19 protein-coding genes, 1 tRNA gene, 2 pseudogenes and 1 riboswitch are annotated in these 20,053 nt (G+C 43.7%); of the genes and pseudogenes, 5 read left to right on the top strand and 17 right to left on the bottom strand.

All coding sequences use genetic code 11. From position 1 onward, the window contains the following. Positions 1–621: 621 nt before the first annotated feature. The 8 genes and pseudogenes from AT864_RS18315 to AT864_RS08855 all read right to left on the bottom strand — a co-directional run bounded on the left by AT864_RS18315 (position 622) and on the right by AT864_RS08855 (position 5,479). The gene (locus tag AT864_RS18315) at positions 622–765 is read right to left on the bottom strand and encodes an N-acetyltransferase family protein (RefSeq protein ID WP_369815514.1); all 144 of its coding nucleotides are present in this window, start codon (positions 763–765) and stop codon (positions 622–624) included. Next, positions 755–1,117, bottom strand: a pseudogene (locus AT864_RS17550) (arsenic resistance protein); the annotation flags it as partial. The gene AT864_RS18315 and the pseudogene AT864_RS17550, both read right to left, overlap by 11 nt. Positions 1,118–1,211: 94 nt before the next feature. Next, positions 1,212–1,544, bottom strand: coding sequence for a hypothetical protein (locus tag AT864_RS08890; RefSeq protein ID WP_049756994.1), 333 nt, complete (start codon positions 1,542–1,544; stop codon positions 1,212–1,214). A gap of 177 nt (positions 1,545–1,721) precedes the next feature. Beyond that, positions 1,722–2,887, bottom strand: a pseudogene (locus AT864_RS08885) (IS3 family transposase). 184 nt (positions 2,888–3,071) lie between these two features. Beyond that, a complete protein-coding gene (locus AT864_RS08875) occupies positions 3,072–3,548 on the bottom strand; it encodes a hypothetical protein (RefSeq protein ID WP_066148351.1) in 477 nt (158 codons plus the stop codon). 109 nt (positions 3,549–3,657) lie between these two features. Next, complete coding sequence (locus tag AT864_RS08870) at positions 3,658–4,416, bottom strand: ImmA/IrrE family metallo-endopeptidase (protein WP_066148350.1); 759 nt, start codon at positions 4,414–4,416, stop codon at positions 3,658–3,660. Continuing rightward, complete coding sequence (locus AT864_RS08865; RefSeq protein ID WP_066148348.1) at positions 4,413–4,823, bottom strand: helix-turn-helix domain-containing protein; 411 nt, start codon at positions 4,821–4,823, stop codon at positions 4,413–4,415. The genes AT864_RS08870 and AT864_RS08865 overlap by 4 nt, the downstream gene beginning before the upstream one ends. 583 nt (positions 4,824–5,406) lie before the next feature. Further along, a tRNA-Val gene (locus AT864_RS08855) sits at positions 5,407–5,479 on the bottom strand. 219 nt (positions 5,480–5,698) lie between these two features. Here AT864_RS08855 and AT864_RS08850 point away from each other — a divergent pair. Next, positions 5,699–6,235: an HD domain-containing protein gene (locus AT864_RS08850; protein WP_066148381.1), complete on the top strand. Its 537-nt coding sequence runs from the start codon at positions 5,699–5,701 to the stop codon at positions 6,233–6,235. 137 nt (positions 6,236–6,372) lie between these two features. On the opposite strand, the gene AT864_RS08845 is transcribed toward AT864_RS08850, so the two are convergent. Further along, the gene (locus AT864_RS08845; protein WP_044744195.1) at positions 6,373–7,428 is read right to left on the bottom strand and encodes a polysaccharide pyruvyl transferase family protein; all 1,056 of its coding nucleotides are present in this window, start codon (positions 7,426–7,428) and stop codon (positions 6,373–6,375) included. Positions 7,429–7,752: 324 nt separating this feature from the next. Here AT864_RS08845 and AT864_RS08840 point away from each other — a divergent pair, with 324 nt between their 5' ends. Then, positions 7,753–8,655 (top strand): LysR family transcriptional regulator, encoded by a 903-nt coding sequence (locus tag AT864_RS08840; protein ID WP_044744194.1) that lies wholly within the window; start codon positions 7,753–7,755, stop codon positions 8,653–8,655. Positions 8,656–8,755: 100 nt separating this feature from the next. Here the strand turns inward: AT864_RS08840 and AT864_RS08835 are convergent, their stop codons facing one another. From AT864_RS08835 to AT864_RS08805, 6 genes are all read right to left on the bottom strand, one after another. After that, complete coding sequence (locus tag AT864_RS08835) at positions 8,756–9,763, bottom strand: YeiH family protein (RefSeq protein ID WP_044744202.1); 1,008 nt, start codon at positions 9,761–9,763, stop codon at positions 8,756–8,758. A gap of 332 nt (positions 9,764–10,095) precedes the next feature. Continuing rightward, positions 10,096–11,277, bottom strand: a complete 1,182-nt coding sequence (gene metC / locus AT864_RS08830; protein ID WP_044744192.1) for a cystathionine beta-lyase — start codon at positions 11,275–11,277, stop codon at positions 10,096–10,098. Between the two features lie 4 nt (positions 11,278–11,281). Next, a complete protein-coding gene (locus tag AT864_RS08825; RefSeq protein WP_044744191.1) occupies positions 11,282–12,385 on the bottom strand; it encodes a methionine biosynthesis PLP-dependent protein in 1,104 nt (367 codons plus the stop codon). A 79-nt stretch (positions 12,386–12,464) separates the two neighbouring features. Further along, positions 12,465–12,572, bottom strand: a riboswitch (SAM riboswitch). Positions 12,573–12,643: 71 nt separating this feature from the next. Then, positions 12,644–13,420, bottom strand: a complete 777-nt coding sequence (locus AT864_RS08820; protein ID WP_044744190.1) for a 3-hydroxybutyrate dehydrogenase — start codon at positions 13,418–13,420, stop codon at positions 12,644–12,646. 17 nt (positions 13,421–13,437) lie between these two features. Beyond that, positions 13,438–14,757 (bottom strand): GntP family permease, encoded by a 1,320-nt coding sequence (locus AT864_RS08815; protein WP_044744189.1) that lies wholly within the window; start codon positions 14,755–14,757, stop codon positions 13,438–13,440. A gap of 453 nt (positions 14,758–15,210) precedes the next feature. After that, the gene (locus AT864_RS08805; protein WP_082063703.1) at positions 15,211–16,563 is read right to left on the bottom strand and encodes a sigma-54-dependent Fis family transcriptional regulator; all 1,353 of its coding nucleotides are present in this window, start codon (positions 16,561–16,563) and stop codon (positions 15,211–15,213) included. Positions 16,564–16,913: 350 nt separating this feature from the next. On the opposite strand from AT864_RS08805, the gene AT864_RS08800 reads away from it, so the two are divergent. The 3 genes from AT864_RS08800 (at position 16,914) to AT864_RS08790 (ending at position 18,668) form a co-directional block, all read left to right on the top strand. Beyond that, a complete protein-coding gene (locus tag AT864_RS08800; RefSeq protein WP_044744186.1) occupies positions 16,914–17,642 on the top strand; it encodes an esterase family protein in 729 nt (242 codons plus the stop codon). A gap of 74 nt (positions 17,643–17,716) precedes the next feature. Continuing rightward, complete coding sequence (locus tag AT864_RS08795) at positions 17,717–18,235, top strand: YjcG family protein (RefSeq protein ID WP_044744185.1); 519 nt, start codon at positions 17,717–17,719, stop codon at positions 18,233–18,235. Position 18,236: 1 nt separating this feature from the next. After that, positions 18,237–18,668: a GNAT family N-acetyltransferase gene (locus AT864_RS08790; protein ID WP_066148344.1), complete on the top strand. Its 432-nt coding sequence runs from the start codon at positions 18,237–18,239 to the stop codon at positions 18,666–18,668. A gap of 208 nt (positions 18,669–18,876) precedes the next feature. On the opposite strand, the gene AT864_RS08785 is transcribed toward AT864_RS08790, so the two are convergent. Both AT864_RS08785 and AT864_RS08780 read right to left on the bottom strand, forming a co-directional pair. Then, a complete protein-coding gene (locus tag AT864_RS08785; protein ID WP_044744183.1) occupies positions 18,877–19,788 on the bottom strand; it encodes an MBL fold metallo-hydrolase in 912 nt (303 codons plus the stop codon). Positions 19,789–19,802: 14 nt separating this feature from the next. Continuing rightward, positions 19,803–20,045 carry a hypothetical protein gene (locus tag AT864_RS08780; protein WP_044744182.1) on the bottom strand — a complete coding sequence of 81 codons (243 nt, stop codon included), beginning with the start codon at positions 20,043–20,045 and terminating at the stop codon, positions 19,803–19,805. Between the last annotated feature and the right edge of the window lie 8 nt (positions 20,046–20,053).

The following is a 20,053-nucleotide window of genomic DNA, read 5'->3' as shown; positions in this document are numbered from 1 at the left end:
CATTTATTACCAAATGGATAGTGATCACCTTTAGTTGGTTACTGCCTTGTTTTTCGTTTATCATAAAATATTTTATCCAGAAAATTCTGTATAAAATATTTTTATTTTTTATGCAACGCTACTGATATTAGATATTTAATATTTGATTCCTTCTTTTCTATTTTTTATCTAGACAAATAAGAGCACATGCGCTAATATTTATATATTATTAGCTCAATTATTTTTGAATACAATTATCATTTTTTTATACGATTTATCAAAGTTTATACGCTAAAACAGATTGCTGATTCTTGTATTCGGTTGTACATTGACATAATTGTGTATGGATTAATGACAACATTATGTATGGATAAACAAATTTCTTACATAATATCGTGTTTATAGATATACATTTCTGTTATTTAATTGACACAATTATGTATCGATAAAATGATTAAAAATCTCAGTGACAGAATTAATTAACGAAATCATTCTGTCACTGATATACACCAACCTAAAATCAGGTGCCAATCAATCGATGCAAACAATTTGACTTCGACGTTCAAGTAGTACGACATAACGCCAGACATCATTTAACTTTCCGATACGTTGTCTGATCCCCACTTCACGGAATCTAAGGCTTTAGTGTAAGCGCAAACTTGAGATGTTCTCAGGAAAAAATCCGGCATTTAACGTCCAAAATCCTTTTGCCTCTGATTCTTGAATCATCGCCTGTAAGAGTTGTTTACCAATTCCTTTTCCTTGACTCTCATTTCGGATATACACACTCACCTCTCCTACCCCTGCGTATACACATCGATCCGATACACATCAACACAAAGTAAATGAACAATGGAATGGCAACTCTCACCACATCCAATGGCAAGCTGACGATTACATCTTCTTTCAATGAGAACATGACGATAATTGTAAATAACAAAGAAATCAATGTAATCGGGCTGATTCCATTGTCTGCCCCTTGCTTTCACCAAGACAAAGCGCGTGATCATCCACCAATAAACGGAATGCCTAAGTAAATAAATACGGGCTTGGTGACTTCCATCATTGTGATATGAATGACAACACCTTCTAATCCTAGCCATTCCTAAATGATCGTCATAAACACATACGCGTAAATAACCATTCATGTTATAAAAAAAGAGGATATATGCTCTTATGATGAACATAGTATCCTCTAAATCATTAGTATACTTAAAACGGACGTTTTTTGATTACAAATTTAACGTACCAATATAGTTATACTTATCAAAGTTGCTAACATTTTCTTTGTCCAAAAAATCAACTTGATATTTATCGCTTGATACGTAAATATGAACCTTTTTAGTTACACATTCAAAGATAATATCTCCTGCCGAATTTTGAGTTATTGTGTTATAGCCCTGATAATAATTTAGATGTTCTGATGGAGCTTCACCGATGATGATAATTTTCGGGTTCAGTTGATCAAGTATTTCCTTGGGAACTTTTCCACTTTCTCTTCCGTGATGGGGAGCAAATAATATATCTACCTCTGGCCATTCGACTTCATCTTTGATTTTTTCCATAAAATCTGTCTCTAAATCCCCCATCCATAAGGCTGTTACACCATCTTCTAAACTATATTTTATAATTGCTGATATATTATTCGGACTTTCTCCATTTTTTGCTTTATCTAATTCCTCCTTAAAATCTGGTATTATGTCAAGAAAATGGACACGTTAAACAGAGAGAAATAGCTGAACTTAGGCAGCTACTTTTCTCTGGTTAGCGTAGTAAGCAGCCTCAAATTCACATGGCGATACATATTCAAGAGCGGAATGACTCCTTTTTCGGTTGTAGAAGCATTCAATGTACTCAAAAATGGCTTGTTTCGCTTCTTTTCGCGTACGGAATCGATTGGGATCAATGCGTTCTTTCTTGATTAAGCTATGAAACGACTCCATACAAGCGTTGTCGTAACCGTTTCCACGTCTCGACATACTGACTTGAAAATGCTGCTCTTGTAACAGTTGTTGATCATCATTCGACGCATACTGGCTTCCACGATCCGAGTGGTGAATCACTCTTCCTGTTGGTTTCTCGCTGTTTAACGCTCGCTGTAACGCTTTGATGACGAACTCTTTGGTCATTCGATTATCGATATACCAACCTACGATCTTTCGTGTATATCAATCCATGATACTCGCTAAATACAACCATCCTTCGTCGGTAGGAATGTACGTGATATCGGCCATCCATCCTTCATTGGGAGCCGTTGCTTGGAAGTTCTGGTCTAACAGATTCGCATACACGTTGTAAGGGTGATTACTATTGGTCGTTGCCTTGTATTTATGCACCGTAATCGATCTCAATCCTTCTTCACTCATGATACGAGCGACTGTCTTTTGAGACACACAAATCCCTTGTTTGCGTAGTTCTTGCGTCATTTTCGGACTTCCGTAAATCTTGCGTGACTTGAGATACTCATTCCGAATCTGTTGGGTCAGTTGTTCTTTTTTCTCTTTTTGGTTGCTTTTTGGGCGTTTCAGCCATGCATAATACCCACTTTTAGAAACACCGAGAACTTGGCACATCTTCACCACACGAAATTCATTTCGATGTTGAAAAATGAACGCGTAAATGACTTCTGGTTTCTGGTGAAGATGCCTAACGCCTTTTTTTAAAATCACTAATTCCTCTTCCAGCTCTTGATTGCGACGGCGTAGCTCGATGATTTGTTGATTTTGTGGCTTGATGCTGCCTGAACCTACAAAGCTTGATTGCTTTCTTTGTATTCTTTGACCCAACGGTGAAGAGTGTTGTATGCCAATCCTAACTCTTTTGCCACTTGGTCGATGGACTTGTCCCCCTCCAAGCATAACTCAACGGCTTGAATCTTGTATTCTTGATCAAATGTTCTCTTTTTCATGATTGGACACCTCGAACCGATTGTCATTAAGCTTATTATCATCTCCCTGTTCTCCGTGTCCAATTTTTAGACTAACATCAGTACCTCCTTGTCATTTCCAATTTTCATTATATCATGAGGGTGCAGTGAAGCTTATAGGTTTTTTTATGGCATAAAACAACAAATGAGAGCCGTCAAAAGACTCTCATTTTAATCCTAAAAACACATGCCATCCTTTTTCACGAATGCGGAAAATAGACTTATCGTAGCTTTCGTCAAATGTATATCTCGAACGATACGTCAGATGATCATTTATTTTATTATAATAGCTTTCCGCATCGGCTTTTGGCAAAAGTCCGAAAAAAACAGCTAGTGCCAATACATCTCTGAAAGTCAAAACGATAAACTCTTGTTCCATAATTTGATGATCTGATGTATTGTCAGATATAATGATCGGGACGCCAAGCGCCGCCGCGTAACCACAACACTCGGCCTCGCCAGCATTAATATAGTCGATAAAACGATGGAAATGGTTATCAACTTGCCGTTTTAACAACCTGTCTTGGTCTTTATCGACAATCTCGAAAATGGTATGCGAGCCGCTGCTTATTGCTTTTCTAATTTGAAAAATGGTCTCCTTCCCTTTTCTCTGCAACTCCCGTTCAATTCGCTTCGGGATCATACTTTATCAAATAACAAATCGAGCACATGCAAACAGTCTGCTTTGTGCAAATGAATCAAAATATCGGTATCGGAAATGGAAACTTCCCACTTTCTAAAAATAGACACCTTTATACCTCCGGTGGTGCATATCCCAAGTCTTGAGGGGTCTTATCAATAAAGGAAAGGAGCGTGGCGAATTTGCCGTAAGAGATTCTACCTTGCACATAGTTATCAATAATGATCTCAAGGAACCGATCTGGTATCGTTTTTTTGTATGAAGGTAGTAGAAGTGTCGGCTCATACCCTTCATGAATCGTTAATTGCTTTAATTCTTCTGCGCGTTCAAGTTCACAAATTGGTTTTAGTTTTTCATATTGCGGTTCGCTAATAAGCCGCAATTCCTTCAATCTGCGAAGCATCGCACTGTAACTGACCTTAAAATGTTGTTGGATGCGAACAATATGTTTTTCTTCAATGAGGGGGGTTGTACATCGCTTGTAAAAAAACTCTTTGACCCCCTCTTCCGGCATGAGAAATTCTGCGGCAAACAAATTCGCTTTTGTTTCACTATGCTCGTCAAACATTAGCCCTTCTCTCATGAGCGATTCTTTATCAAACATCAAATGATATAACTCGTGAGCAGCTGTAAAACGTTCATGTCCTAGTGAAAACATCGTATTGAGATAAACAACAAAATGGCCTTCAATGTATGAAGAAAAACCTGAAAATTTGTTCCCATCCTGATCTTCAAAAGGCTGGCGAATAAGAATGGCGATGTCGTCGACAATATCAAATATGTCAGTCATTCCTTTTTTCGCAAATCTGTATCGTAGTTCATCCGCTTTTTCCTTTATCTCAAGCCTAAGCATCTCTTTTTCGTCGATCACTTCCTTTCCATCCCCTTCCAAAACGGTTCCATCGGAACAAATTGTTTGCGCTCCTTATACAATTTCTCCTGCCCTATCAGCGAAGAAACCATTGCATAAATAGAGTCTAAAAAAGCTTCCTCTTCTATTGAAAGCGGTTTCTTTTTTCTGAAAAGAGTTACAAGAGACTTTTCCTCTTCCGCATCTTCGAAAAAGATGTCCACGCTCACATGAAAAATGGAGGCTAAAGCGCGAAGCTCGGCAACCGAAATCGAGCGGTTCCCGTTTTCCATTTTGCTAATCGTTTCTCTTTTTAAATGAATACCATGCTCCTTCAACAAATCTGCCAATTCACTTTGGGATAAATTTGCATTTTCGCGAAGCATTCGAATTTGGCTACCCATATACACAAATGGATTAGGTGTCATGTTCATCCTCCCTTTGTAACTTATTATTACATTTTATTTTATTATCGTCAATTTTATTTATTAAAATGTAATAAATCGTTACAGATTGATTAAATCTCCCTGGCATCCCCCTTTGCAACAAAGTGCAGCTGATAACCGCGCCCTCAACAACTTGTAGCATATATTGTTGCATAACCTTCGTGTTTGCTAATGATTTCTTTGAATGCATAATCTGGTCCATCAAAGATGTGAACTTTCATTATTAGCAATCCCAGCAAGTATTACATCATCAATACTTAGCATGTTTCCATCTTGGTCATTCCCTGTTCCTAAGGGATTTTCTTCTTCTATTATGCTTTCAAAGGCGTTTTTATTGTTTTTTTGGTATCAAGGTGAAAGGAAAAATAAACATAAAATGCAACTATTTAGAAAAACAAAAAGACGCATCATCATGCGCCTGTTCGTTCCATATAGTTGCTATATCTGGTATTCAGTTAATTTCTTATATTATTTCGACCATTTTATGACTAGATAAGCAGAATTAGAGTATATTAAGAAACCATAAATCCTTGATAGATCAAGAATTTACGGTTTCTTATTACGATGATTCCGACTGGGCTCGAACCAGCGACCTCTACCCTGTCAAGGTAGCGCTCTCCCAGCTGAGCTACGGAATCGTATGTTGTTGCAGTGCTCTATCGAACACATATCTTATTATATAAACGCGCATGGGGTTTGTCAAATATTTTTTAAAAAAAATGGATAGGGCATTTTGGTGGAGTGGTTGTGTGAGGTTTTTTGACATGCTTTCGCATCAATCCGTGATATCTTCCCATTGCCGTTATTTTGTGGAATGTGTTATGATAGGAAGAAATATTTCGGACGGAGGGAAGCTTATGAGATACGTCACGTTAACAGACGTGTTTGTCCATCCGGTTGCGCAAAAGTATTTGAAGCGGTCTGGCATCGCTCATGCGATTGCTACGGCGTATCATGCGTATCGCCTCGCTATTCAGCATGGCGTCAGCGCTGACTTGGCGACGAAGGCCGGGCTGCTGCACGATATGGGCCACTATGAGTGGTACTCCAACGGAACATGGGATTACGAACAATATAAACAAAACGATATACATGCGATCAAAGGTGCCGAGCGTGCCCATAAACTGCTCATTCGCTTGGGCGAGCATCCGCAAAATGCCAAGGAGATCGCTTTGGCGATTCTACTGCATACCGATTCTTATTTGCCTGAAGGCGAATTTAAACGCAAACCGCTGCAGACCATTATCAAGCTGGCGGATGAGGCGGATGAAGAACCAGGCGGCAAGCACCATTACCGGCAAATCGATGATGCGCTCGCATTGAAAAAAATTAAGCAGCTTGATGAACTTGTCAATCGCCAGCTGCAAAAGGAACGTCTTGATGATATCATCTAATAGGATTTTTTATTCGGAATCTGCCTAAACAGCCTTTCCCCGCTCCGGCGCAAGGAAAGGCTGTTTGTGTTTGCTGCCCTTTTCAACAAGCCGGCACAGCCATCGAACCGCGAGTGATTTTGTTTTTTCACTCGGATTCAGAAAAACAGCTCCTTTTGAAAAGGCTCCATAAGCAGCGGCCGGTAAAAGCTTCTGTAATCGCTATACTGATGGACGATGTGCTGACGGTTTCGGTTCACTAGCTCCAGCTTTTGCAAAAGCTCCTCTTCCAATTCTACCGCATCGGTCGATACGACATATCGCTCCAAACCGAGCGAAGCGGCACAATCAAATACTTTAAAGCGATAACCGAGCAGCACCGGCGGCACGCTGGCAGCCAATGAAAGCAAATTGGCATGCAACTTTAAATTAATCGTGGCCGAAAAACGGGATAAAAGCCGAATCAGCTGTTTTTCTGAATAGAGCTTTTGATCCCAAACAACGCGGTACGGGCAGCTGATTTTATCATAAAGCCGCTTGCACGCTGCCCGATCATTGTCCCAAACAGCGTAAATATAAATATGATATCCTTGCCTCATCAGCTTTTTTGCTACTTTGGCTAAAGCATTTTCAACCATTTCTTCATTTTGGCCGAATAGTCGATTATAAGTGGTTCCCCAATTAATGCCAATGATTTTTTCGTCGTTTCGTTTTTGGCGAGGGCGTTTCGTTTTCAATAGCAGAGCCGGATCGCTGACGGTATAGATATGGTCATGATCGGCAGCTAACGCTTCAAGCAGTTTTTGGCTCAGCGGTCCGCGAATCCCGGCAAAAGCAGCTGCGGCCATCGCATGCTTAAGCACAAATGAATCTTGCGAAGAAAAATATTTTGTAAGATCGGGCAGCTCGTTGGCGAGCAAAAGATCGACATCTCGCTTGTCAATTCCATCGATTCCGCTTCCCCACACTAACACCTTTTTTTCCATCTGCGTCGCTTGTTGTAAAATTTGCATATATTCAGGCTTTATCAGCGATCCCCCGCCCAGCACAACCACATCATAAGGAGCGATCTGTTCGGCGCACACGAGCGGCAGAGAAAAAGCGATTTTTTCATATTGGCCGTATTTCTTGCTAAAACGCTGAAACAAGCGCCATGACAATTCGTCTCCTAAATTTCGAAAGCCTACCCATCCCAAATACAACACCTTCGTCATAGCAACACTCCTTATAGCGACAGCCTTGACCGATCCGCTTTTCTATTCGTTTCTTTGTAAATGTATATTCCAACCAGCTTTATCGACAGTCTCCCTTTTCGTGAAACAACCGCTTTTTTCATCTTCTTTTTGCGGGTGATGGCATCGATTCATCAGCTAAGGAGGAAATTATAGGCATGAAGGACAAAAACGGATTTTCTCCATGTATAGCATATTAAGGAGGATTTCTAGTGGTGAACCTTCCAGGGAAAGTAAGCGGATGATAAACAAGCCAAATCATGATAAGATGAAGCATAAAGCGGGATACGGATAGGAGGAACTCAAGTGGACCCATTATTGCAGGTGTTTGTCAAAGTCGCTGAAAAACAAAATTTCACTCGCGCTGCGGAGGAGCTGCACATGACACAGCCAGCAGTAAGCCAGCACATTCAGGCATTAGAGCGCCTCGCAGGAACAAAGCTGATCGAGCGAAAAAATAGGTATGTAAAGCTGAATAAAGCGGGACAGATTGTCTATCATCATGCTAAAGAAATATTGGGGCTTTATACCCGCATGAACCATTTGCTTGATGACTTAATGAACCGGGCGAGCGGCACGCTCGCGATCGGTGCCAGCTACACTTACGGCGAATATATTCTTCCCCATCTGATAGCACAATTGCGTGCACAATATCCGGACATTCAACCGACCATCACTATTGGCAATTCTCATGAAATCACGGAATTAGTAAGCAATCATCAATTAGATATCGGCATTATCGAAATGGAGATTGAACCGAAAGATGTCTATATCGAGCCATTTGCCGAGGACGAAATGTTCATCATCGCCTCCGCCCATCATCCGTGCGCTCAAAAGCAAACGGCGACAATGGAGGAGCTTTGCCGCGAGACATGGATCATTCGCGAAAAAGGATCAGGCACGCGCAAAGCAACCGATCAGCTATTTGCAAAATCCTACTGTTATCCACGCCAGCTCATGGAGTTTGGCAGTACCCAGTTAATCAAAGAAGCGGTAGAAGCAGGGTTGGGAATTACCTTTCTTTCACAATGGACGGTGAGAAAGGAATTGGCGCTTGGTTCTTTGCGGCAAATCCATATAGATGATGCACCTTTTGTGCGCCAATTCTCCTTTATTACGCAAAAGACGCCGTTTTACACAAAAGCGATGGAAGTGTTTATCGATATTTTGCGGGAGCAGGGCGCAACCAAAAGCTTTTTGGGCGGGTGATCAGAAGGACATCCCGCCCATTCCTTCGAACGAAAAAATATGGAGCGGCTGCTTGCCAATCCGCTCCGCTATAAGCTCCATCCTCTGAACTATATATGGGCTAAACGACAAAAAAAGAGAGGAAGGATAGCAAAATCGATGTGATACATATTGCAACCAACGGGCGCAACGCTTTTGTCCGCAGATCGCGAAGGCTGACATTTAAGCCGAGGCCTACCATCGCCGCTGTCAGCATAAAAGAAGTCAAAGAAGAGAGGCTGTTCAAAAGCGGCTTCGGGATAGAAACGACGCTGCCAAATAAGCTCAACAGCATAAAACCGAGTAAAAACCAAGGAAATTCGATTTTCTTTTCCTTCGTGTCAGCGTTCTTCTTTTTTCGCTTCATCCAATACATACATAACAAGCTGAGCGGTAGAAGCAATAGAACCCTCCCCAGCTTCGCCAGCAATGCAAAAGCTAATGCATCCTGTCCGGCCGCCGCACCGGCTAGCGCCACATGCGCCATTTCGTGCAAGCTGATTCCGCACCAAATTCCGTAATGCTTATGAGAAACGGGCAGAAATGGCTGAATGAATGTATAAGCCAATGAAAAAACCGTCCCAACCAGCGCAATGATTCCTACCGATATCGCCGTATCTTCTTCCTTCGCCTCTACAATCGGAGCCACAGCGGCAATCGCAGCGGCCCCGCACACCCCTGTTCCAATTCCAAGCAACAGCGATAAAGAAGCGTTCGCTTTGACGATTTTGCCGAGTGACATCATCATCCAAATGGAAAAAACGATGACGGCCGCATCGCGAAGAAGAAGCCCTAAACCTTGATGAATGACAACAGCCATATTCAGCTTGAAGCCAAACAAAATGATCGCCATCCTTAATAAGTGTTTGGCGGCAAATTGAATTCCAGACCGAAGCGCTTCCGGATAGCCAAAAAAGTGACGATACATAACGGCCAGCACAATCGCACAGGCGAGCGGCCCTAAATGCTCCAAGCCGGGAATGGATGCGAACGCAAAGCCGAGCGCCGCAAACAAAAAAGAAAAGGCAACTCCTCCTATCCATCTCCAAGCCAAACGGCGATCCGAAGACGGTTGCTTGAAAACAGCCATGATGTCGTTTTTCATTGATGCTTCACCTCTTTTTATAATGGATCGTCCAGATCGCTGACCAATGGTCCTCTTCAGCATATCCCGGTTTCTTTCATAAGTGAAATAATAATTTTCAATAAATACCATAAGTAAATTTTATAACAATCGTCATCTGCGCTTGTCTCCGGTCGGGACAACGATGGGTCGTCTGCCGAATAATAAAAAATAGACCTTCCTTCATGCAACAGCACATGTTTAGAAAGGTCTATTTTCCACAGGCGGTGGTCCATATTCAATTGAAAGAGGCTATCTTCTAGCATGCTCTTATCCTAAGAAAAAGCGGACGTTGGCTTTTAGAATGATGGAGCCAAGCTTTCTTTCGCGCTGACATAGGACAATCCTCGTTCAAAGTCGGCAATCAAGTCTTCTGCGGCCTCCAATCCGACACTTAAACGCAGCAAGCCATCTGTAATTCCTCTTTGTTCTCTTTCCTCTTTTGGCATCGCCGCATGCGACATTTTAGCCGGATACGATAAGATCGATTCGACCGCTCCTAAGCTGACGGCAAACACCGGAATTTGGACATGCTTGACAAACGTACGGACGGCCGCTTCATCTGCTAAGCGAAACGAAAGCACCGCGCCAAATCCCTCTGCTTGGTACCGTTGTACCGAATGTCCCGGATGATAAGAAAGTCCTGGATAGTACACTTCCTCTACCTTTGGGTGCTTCGCTAAAAACGAAGCGATTTTCAGCGCCGATTGGCTTGATTGCTGTAAACGGACGTGAAGGGTTTTTAAGCCGCGCAGAACGAGCCAAGCATCTTGCACTCCCAATATGGCGCCAAAGGCATTTTGCAGCTTATACAGCCGCTCGGCCAGCCCGCGATCTTTGACAACCGCTAACCCGGCCACCACATCGCTATGTCCTGATAAAAATTTTGTCGCGCTATGCAACACAACATCGACGCCGAGCTCAAGCGGCCGCTGCAATGCCGGAGTCATAAACGTATTGTCTAAAAAGGTTAAACAACCGTTCGCTTTTGCCAGCTTCACAATGCCGCGAATATCCGTAATTTTTAATAGCGGGTTGGAAGGGGTTTCTACATAAATCACTTTTGTATTTGGCCGGATGTGGGAAGCGACTGCATGCAAATCCGTCATATCGACAAACGTGTACTCGATGCCAAAACGGCTTAATACTTCGGTAATCATTCGGTACGTTCCGCCGTATACATCTTCGGTCACGAGCACATGATCCCCTTTGGAAAGCAACAAAAACGCGGTCGAAATCGCCGCCATTCCCGAAGAGAAGGCAAAGCCGCGGATTCCTCCTTCCAGCTCCGCTATCGTCTCTTCAAGCGCCTCGCGCGTCGGATTTCCAGATCGGCTATAATCATACTTTCCAAACACATCAAAATCCGCTTGATGGAACGTCGAAGCGTGCTGAATGGGCACGCTGACCGCTCCTGTCTGCTCATCCACTTTCCATTTGTTATGCAATAAGTTGGTTTGAAATGAAAATGATTTTTCCATTGCGCTACACCTCTTTCATATTTTCCAAGGCCTGCGACAAATCAGCGATTAAATCCTCCACATGCTCAATGCCTACAGAAAAGCGCAATAAGCGGTTGCATACCCCATTGGCAATCCGAATCTCTTCAGGGATATCGGCATGCGTTTGCGTCGCCGGGTATGTAATAAAACTTTCAACTCCTCCTAAGCTTTCAGCGAATGTAATGACGTTTAAGCTTTGCAAAAAGCGGTTGACCCACCGCTCTTCACGCAGGCGAAAGGACAGCATGCCTCCTCTTCTTGGATACAGCACATCCGTGACCGCTTCGTGTGATGCCAAAAATTCGCTGATTCTCCGCGCATTTTCTTCATGTTGCCTCATTCGCAGCGCCAGTGTTTTCATGCCGCGAATCAACAGCCATGAATCAAATGGCGACAGGACCGCGCCGATTGCGTTGTGATACTCGGCCAGCCGTTGACAAAGAGGCTCACCCTTTGCGACGACGAGACCAGCGAGCACATCATTATGACCTCCTAAATATTTTGTTGCGCTATGGATGACGAGATCCGCTCCGTGGCGAATCGGCTGCTGGATCACAGGCGTATAAAACGTATTATCCACAATCAAAAGCAGCCCGTGGCGTTTGGCCAGTTTCGCCACCTCGTCGATGTCTGTCTCCTGCATAAGCGGGTTTGTCGGCGTTTCTAAAAAAATCGCCTTTGTGTTTTTCGAAATCGATTTCTCCACTAATTGTATGTCGCGAAAGTCAACATAATGAAACGCTAAGCCGTACTTTCTCCAGCCTCTTTCAAATAGCCGATACGTTCCTCCATATAAATCGGCAGACACTAAAAATTCATCACCGCTTTCAAACAGGGAAAGCACCGTCTGAATCGCCGCCATTCCCGAACTGAATGCATACCCTTGATCTCCTCCCTCCAGTTTAGCAATGGCTTCTTCTACAATTTTGCGCGTCGGGTTTCCGGTACGGATGTAATCAAATCCTGTTGATTGACCAATTCCCTCATGGCGATAAGCGGTGGAAAAATAGACAGGCGGATTGACGGTTCCTGTCAGCTTCTCGCTTCTGTTGCCAATCTGCGCCAGTAAGGTTTCTACTTTTTCCATCCTTTTTTCTCCTTCCTTTCCTCCAATAAAAAAAGCCTTCTTTAAGAAGAAGACTTTTACAGATCAACAAAAGCGCTTCTTCTTATCTTTCGAATTGAAACCAATTCGCTGGATTTAGCACCTGACCGATATCGGCTGGTTGCTGAAGCTTCACTGGGCCAGTTCCCTCCGCTTCTCTTGATAAGAATGAACGACGATATGGAATTTTCTGATTTTCTATCAATTTACATGATTTTCTGATAATTTGCAAGCTTTTTTTTACTGCGCGGTATATCCTCCATCGATCACAACGGCCTGCCCGGTAATTCCCTTTGCTTTTTCGCTTGCTAAAAAGAGCGCATAATCGGCCACTTCTTTCGTTGACAGCAGGCGCTGCTGCGGCACAAGCGGATAAATGACTTCCTCTAATACATGCTCAAGCGGCACGCGGCGTGTTGCGGCCAAATCGGCCAGCTGGTTGCGTACAAGCGGCGTATCGACATATCCCGGGCATAAAGCGTTCACTGTAATACCATGAGCGGCTCCTTCTAGAGCAGCTACTTTGGTTAGGCCAATGACCCCATGTTTCGCGCTATTATACGCCGCTTTGCCGGCAAAGCCGACCAAACCGTTAATCGAGGCCATATTGATAATCCGGCCATAACGCTGCTGCTTCATGATGGGAAATACATGCTTTATCGCCAAAAACGGCGCAATAAGCATGACGCGAATCAGTTTTTCAAACGATTCGGAAGGAAATTCTTCAATCGGCGCCACATGCTGCAGCCCAGCGTTATTCACTAAAATGTCAATCCGGCCATAACGAGAAACAGTTTGAGCCAACATTTGTTTGATTTCCTCTTCTTTTGTTACATCACACTTCAGTCCCCATGCATCCCAGCCTTGTGCACATAACGATTCGGCTGCTTTTTGGACAGCCCTTTCATTGATATCACTAAGAACGACTTTCGTGCCATGCTCAGCAAAGCATTTGGCGATTTCAAAGCCGATTCCTTGCGCCGCTCCTGTTATGAACAATACTTGATCGTCTACCATTTTTCATTCCTCCTCGTTCATATCCCTAGTCCTAATGAGAAAAGAATAATCGCAAGAATCGTCCCAAGAGCAGGTACAATAACCGTTAAAGCCCCAACCGCGCCATATGCCTCGCGGTGCGTTTCACCGCAAATCGCTCGAATCGTTGTCACGACATAGCCATTATGCGGCAAAGAATCCAAAGCTCCTGACGAAATCGCGACCACCCGATGCAGCGCTTCAGGATGGACTCCCATATCCAAATAATGCGGAGCGAGCAACGGAAGAGCAATAGCCTGACCTCCTGATGACGAGCCGGTTAGGCCAGCGATGACACTGACAGCAATAGCGCTGCCAATTAATGGACTGCCTGGAATACTGGTAATCGCGTGCACGGCATCCGTAAACGCTGGAACGGCTTTCGCCACACCGCCAAAACCGACGACGGCCGCCGTATTTCCAAGCGCGATCAATGCGCCTAAAGTTCCCTCAGAAACAGCCCCGCTAAAGTTTTGGAAATAGCGGCGATTGAGAGCATATACCGCAATGACTCCGCCAAGAAGCGCCACGATTAATGCCGATTGCTGCAACGAATGATGGAAAACAAAAGCAATTACCAACACGACAAGAAGCGGAATAAACCCCAAAATAGGAGGCGGCAATTCCCTTGTACCGTCCAGTGGATCTCCCTCTCTTGCTACAAATTTCTCTCCTTTTGCAACCGCTTTCATCACCATGCGCTTTAACCACCAATACCCGAAAATCGCCATGAAAATGGAGACAATGATGCTAACTTCCCAACCTGCATACGGCGATGTTTTTAAATACTCAATGGGAATCCAGTTTTGAATTTCCGGCGAACCAGCTGATGTCATCGAAAACGTCACGGACCCAAACGCTAATGCCCCCGGAATAAAACGCCGCGGCAAATTCGCTTGTTTAAATAAACTGACAGCCATCGGATAAACGGAAAACGCTACGACAAATAGGCTGACACCGCCGTATGTCAGTACGGCGCAGGCAATTACAACCGCCAAAACCGTTCGCTTCATGCCAAGCTTTGCGACAATCCATTGTGCTACACTTTCTGCCGCTCCGCTATCCTCCATGACTTTTCCAAAAATGGCGCCAAGTAAAAACATTAAATACCACGATTGAATAAAACTGGAAAATCCTGCCATATAATTTCCGACAAAGCTGGCCTCCCCCTCGCCAACCTGCTGCGGGAAAAGGGCCAATCCGCCCAGCACCGCCACTAAAAGGGCGCATAACGGCGCGGCAATAAATAAATTCATCCCTCTCATGGTCAAATAAATTAATAAAGCCAATCCCCCAATGAGACCGATCATACTCCACATTTCCTCAGCACCCCCTATGTTTGTCTCCAACACAACAGCGGTCAACGACTTACAGTTTCACGCAGAAAAAGGTAAAAGCGATGCGTTTCCTCATTGACATTTCGGCACCAATTGACCTCGCCTTCTTTTCTCCCCTCCTTTTTAGAGTGATTCATTTGTTTTTTATTGCAAAAAATATGCCAATAAAAAGGAATGAAACGAAAACCGTTTGATTGTCCTCCTGTCCTTTCCATTCCGTTCCTCTGGAAGCTCTTTCATCAGCATTTGAATCACGGCAATTAGAAAAGCGCCCGCCGAGGAGGCTATGGCCGCCGCAGTGCGGGACGGAGCGACTGAGCCGATGGCGCTTGCAGTTAAACAGCACCTTACTTGAAAAGGACAAGATATACATCCCAATATGACGAAAAGATTCCGCTTTCCCGGAATGATTTCCGAAAAAGTGGAATCTTTACATTATGATAAACCGTATTTTTTGATTTTTTCATACATGGCTGATTTGCTGATGCCCAGTTCTTTCGCGGCTTTTTGTTTATCACGGCCGCAGCGCTGCAGGCTTTGTTGAATCGCTGCTTTTTCTGTTTCCTCCAGCAGTTCTTTTAGTGTTTTTCCTTTCATTTGATAAGATGAATTCGCTTTCAAATATTCCGGAAGGGCATCCACTGTAATCGTTTCGCCATTGGCAAAATGAACCGCCACCTCCATGACATTTTCTAATTCACGAATATTCCCCGGCCACACATGCTGTCGCAGCAGCTTCATGACCTCTGCGCTGATTGCATTCACTCTTTTCCCTGATCGCTTGGCGATTTTTTTCATAAAATGATAAGCGAGCATTTCGATATCCCCTGGCCGTTCGCGCAGGGGCGGAATCACAAATGGAATCACATTAATTCGATAATAAAGATCTTCGCGAAATCGTTTTTCCTCTACCATTTTTTCTAATGGGCGATTGGTAGCGGCAATGATTCGGACATCGACAGATACCGTCTTTATCGAGCCGATCGGCTCCATTTCTTTTTCCTGCAGCACACGCAGCAGCTTGACTTGCATATGCAATGGCAAATCGCCAATTTCGTCAAGAAAAATGGTGCCGCCGTCAGCGAGCTGAAATTTGCCTTTCTTTCCGCCCTTTTTGGCGCCTGTGAAGGCTCCTTCCTCATAACCAAATAACTCGGATTCCAATAAATGCTCGGGAATGGCGCCGCAATTGACTTTAACAAACGGTTTTTGGCTTCTGCTGCTGAGCTGATGGATGCTGTGAGCGAACAATTCTTTGCCGGTGCCGCTTTCCCCGCGGATGAGCACAGAAATATCGCTATCAGCAATTCGTTTGACTTTTTCCTTTAATTCTTCCATTTGCTTTGAACACGATATTAAATCCGTCAGCGTATATTTCGCTCCATTGTTTTCCGTCCATTCTTGAAAATAGGTTTGCAGCTGCAACAATAAACTTTTAATATGGCTATTCATCCGCTTCCATTCATTTGTATCTCGAAAAATGACCGTACCCACCGCGCCAATAACCCTTCCGTCCACCACGATGGGAATGCGGTTCGCAATCATATAATTTCCCTTAATGTAGTGCAAATCAGCGATCTCTTCTTTCCCTGTCTTGACTACAATATGCATTCGCGTATTTTCAATGACCTCTGTCACATGCTTTCCGATTACCTCTTCTTGTTTCCTCTCCAAAAATTCACAATAATTTTTATTCATATAAATAATGTTCCCTTTCTCATCTACCACAACAATCCATTCATAAGCGTTATTAATGACCGCCTCTAAAATTTGATGCTGAAAAATCACATTCTCCACCTGTCGCTCCCCCTTCCGTCCCCATAAAACCGCTTTTGTAATCATAAGTTTGACAAAGACAGCCAAACACCTTCTCGATCGCTCTCACTTGACGTATTCACACTCAAATGAGCAGGTAAGCGATCCACATAATCGATGGAACTGTCAGTATCCTGTTGTTCGAGCGCATTTTTTGGGGGACAAAAGCCGGAGCAACGCCGCTTTCAGACCATTCGATTGCTGAATTCCCTATCGATCCCATTGTGAAGCGGCCACTATATAAATGCTTGAGCATGACATACTTTGTCGAAAATATGTTACAATATTGATGAACCTTTATTTTATGATGGAGGATGCAAGCAATGATGATACAAAAAGGAGTAGTCAATGAACAAACGATTTACAGCCGGGAACTCGATGAGGAAGTAAAACTGTTGATTTATGTGCCAAGCACCTTTTCTCCACTTTATAAATATTCTCTTTTAATCGCCCAAGATGGAAAAGATTATTTCATGTTTGGAAAAGTCGGGCGCGTGATTGAGAAACTGATGGAGGAACAAAAAATTGACCGTACGATCGTCGTCGGCATTCCATATAAAGATGTCCATGACCGCTACGAAAAATATCATCCAAACGGCAAACAGCATGCCGCTTATCTGAAATTTTTAACGACGGAGCTTGTGCCTTATTTAGATCAAGAGTTTCCTACCTATCAAATGGGAATGGGCCGCGCCTTAATCGGCGATTCCTTAGGTGGAACCGTTTCGCTGCTAGCTGGTCTTACATATCCGCATACGTTTGGAAAAATCGCGATGCAATCACCGTACATCAATGAAGCGATCATCAAGAAAATGGAGCATTTTTCTGATCCGCATCTGCTTCATGTCTATCACTCCATCGGCAGCGAGGAAACAGCGGTAAAAACGACAAACGGCAACATTGAAGATTTTGTGACACCGAATCGGCAGGCACATGATCTTTTTGTCCGAAAAGGTTTTTCTTATCAATACGAGGAATTTGCAGGCGATCATGCGTGGACGTATTGGCAGCCTGATCTTCCGAAAGCGCTTGAACATATTCTCTCTCTTTAGCGCAATGTTACACTATAATATTTTTCAAAATTTTGTTATAATTAAATAATACCGCAATATAGGGAGGGATTGAGTTGAAATACGGGATTGCTCTTTTTCCATCAAAACAGATACAGGATTTTGCGAATTCATACCGAAAACGCTATGATAGCCATTACGCACTCATTCCGCCGCATATCACGCTGAAAAACGTATTCGAAGCGGACGACATTCAAGCGCAAACGATTATTAAAACGCTTCGCCAAATTGCTGCGGAAACCGATGTAATTCCGTTAAAAATTACAAAATTCAGCTCGTTTTATCCGGTGAACAACGTCATTTATTTAAAAGTGGAGCCAAACGAGACGCTTCAGGAGCTTTATAAAAAATTGCACAGCGGTGTTCTTACAGACCAATCTGATTATACGTTTGTCCCGCATATTACGATTGGCCGCAATTTATCGGACGCTGAGTATTTTGATGTATTTGGGCGGCTTAAAATGCAAACGGTGCATTTTGAAGAAACAGCCGATCGCTTCCATTTGCTTTATCAGCTGGAGGATGGCGCTTGGACTGTGTATGAAACCTTCCTGCTTGGAAAGGACCGAGAATAGCATGGAAGTGGCATTCGGCAGAAAAGACGATCAAGAGCTGTACAGCGACGCTCTTTTTGTGCGGAGAAAAGTATTTATTGAGGAGCAGGGCGTTCCTGAAGAAGAGGAAATCGATTTTTTTGAAGAAGACTCCGTGCATTTCGTTCTTTACGCACAAAACCAGCCGGTGGGAGCGGGAAGGCTCCGCATGATCGGGGATGGCATCGGCAAAATGGAGCGCATTTGCATTTTGCCCCATTATCGCAACAAAGGAGCCGGTCGCCTGATTATGGAGCGCATCGAGAAATTTGCCAGAGAAAGCGGTTTACTGCAGGCGAAATTGAATGCGCAAACACACGCTGAACCTTTTTATCAAAAGCTCGGCTATGAAACCGTTTCCGGCGTATTTATGGATGCAGGCATTCCGCATGTGACGATGATAAAAACACTCTAGGACCGTATGATCATACGGTCCTTCAAACTGCGTCAGTCCGCTTATGAACGCTTTCATTCGCTTCTCGTCTTTGCTCGTCTATGCTCCTTGTCTGCCAATCATTTTCAAGCGAGTCCGATGTGAAACCATCACCATCAATAAAGGATATAAAAATGGTTGTAGACAACGTCAACATGGACGTTGTCTACAACCATTGGGACCGTAATCATCATACGGTCCTTTTTTCATAAGGCGCAATCCACAATGCATGCCGCTGAATGGAAAGCACAGCTTTTTCATCCTTGACCAGCTTTAACAAGTAGCCGGTTATAGCGGTGCGATATAGCACCCATGAAGAAAGGCGGCTTGTCTCGATCTCCCAGCGCGTACACATTTCGCGAACCAATTGTTCATGGCTCAATCCGTCTGGCGCGTTTTTGATCACATCCTCCATGCTTTCGAGTACGCGCTGATGCCAAGCGATATTCTGGCGAATTAGCTCCTCAGCATCTTCTTCATAGGCCCCATGCCCAGGAACGGCGCGCTTTACAGGCCATTCAAGCAAACATTTAAGGGTTTGCAGCGTTTGATCGGCATCCACAAGATAAGGGATTTTATGCTTTTGTAATGTTTCTCGTCCAAAAAAGGCATCGCCCGCATACAGCACATCGTGAATCTGATAGCCCAGCTGATAATAGCTATGTCCTGGCAAAGCGATGCTGTTGATTTGGATGCCTTGAATGTCCCATACTCCTTCGCTCACTACCTCATCAATCCGGATCGCTTCTCCTTCCAAAAACTTATTTCGCATATCCAGCGTCGGCCAATTTCCTTGAAACAAATAGATCGGTTCAAGCACTGGATTGCGCAAAATCGCTTCTTCTAAAACAGGAGCCATCGTATAAATGTTTCGCTTGTTTTGCAAATACGCTGCTCCTCCGTAATGATCCGCATGAGCATGAGTGATAAGAAGGTGAGTAAGCGGCAGACGTTCCTGATCCAATTGATTCAATACCTTTCTCATCGCTCCTTGATCAAGCCCCGCATCAATCAAAATTCCTACCTCTCCATCGCAAACATAGCCAATGTTCACAGCTCCTTGAAAATAATAGCAATGATGGTTAATACGAATCAGCTTCATGAAACTCCTCCAGCTTAAATGGATTGATTCAACCGTTGTCCTTTGCCTGTCAGCTCTGCTTCAAACCGAGCAGCGGCTGTTTGTTTTTCTTTGTCGGGACGCCTAGATCGAGAACGCTGATAAGTAGCCGCGTTGTTTTGCTCCGCTATTCGGCTACATGCTGTAATCGGAAATGCCGCCGGCACCCCCGAATGCGTTCGTCCAGGTCGATTCGCATAATTAAAAAAGGAATCATATGGAAACCCCACTGTATACATATTGGATT

It is taken from the genome of Anoxybacillus sp. P3H1B (genome assembly GCF_001560855.1).
Classification (GTDB): Bacteria; Bacillota; Bacilli; order Bacillales; family Anoxybacillaceae; genus Anoxybacteroides; species Anoxybacteroides rupiense.
The sequence above is the reverse complement of the archived record's forward strand: the minus strand, read 5'-3'. Positions and strand labels throughout refer to the sequence as shown.

Bases quoted from the DNA above. Each gene is read 5' to 3' on its own strand.
- AT864_RS08875 (WP_066148351.1), bottom strand. From the start codon at position 3,548: ATGATCCCGAAGCGAATTGAACGGGAGTTGCAGAGAAAAGGGAAGGAG.
- AT864_RS08865 (WP_066148348.1), bottom strand. From the start codon at position 4,823: ATGACACCTAATCCATTTGTGTATATGGGTAGCCAAATTCGAATGCTT.
- AT864_RS08850 (WP_066148381.1), top strand. From the start codon at position 5,699: ATGAGATACGTCACGTTAACAGACGTGTTTGTCCATCCGGTTGCGCAA.
- AT864_RS08890 (WP_049756994.1), bottom strand. From the start codon at position 1,544: ATGGAAAAAATCAAAGATGAAGTCGAATGGCCAGAGGTAGATATATTA.
- AT864_RS08780 (WP_044744182.1), bottom strand. From the start codon at position 20,045: ATGTATACAGTGGGGTTTCCATATGATTCCTTTTTTAATTATGCGAAT.
- AT864_RS08790 (WP_066148344.1), top strand. From the start codon at position 18,237: ATGGAAGTGGCATTCGGCAGAAAAGACGATCAAGAGCTGTACAGCGAC.
- AT864_RS08835 (WP_044744202.1), bottom strand. From the start codon at position 9,763: ATGGCTGTTTTCAAGCAACCGTCTTCGGATCGCCGTTTGGCTTGGAGA.
- AT864_RS08800 (WP_044744186.1), top strand. From the start codon at position 16,914: ATGATGATACAAAAAGGAGTAGTCAATGAACAAACGATTTACAGCCGG.
- AT864_RS08820 (WP_044744190.1), bottom strand. From the start codon at position 13,420: ATGGTAGACGATCAAGTATTGTTCATAACAGGAGCGGCGCAAGGAATC.
- metC (WP_044744192.1), bottom strand. From the start codon at position 11,277: ATGGAAAAATCATTTTCATTTCAAACCAACTTATTGCATAACAAATGG.
- AT864_RS08815 (WP_044744189.1), bottom strand. From the start codon at position 14,757: ATGTGGAGTATGATCGGTCTCATTGGGGGATTGGCTTTATTAATTTAT.
- AT864_RS08825 (WP_044744191.1), bottom strand. From the start codon at position 12,385: ATGGAAAAAGTAGAAACCTTACTGGCGCAGATTGGCAACAGAAGCGAG.
- AT864_RS08785 (WP_044744183.1), bottom strand. From the start codon at position 19,788: ATGAAGCTGATTCGTATTAACCATCATTGCTATTATTTTCAAGGAGCT.
- AT864_RS08845 (WP_044744195.1), bottom strand. From the start codon at position 7,428: ATGACGAAGGTGTTGTATTTGGGATGGGTAGGCTTTCGAAATTTAGGA.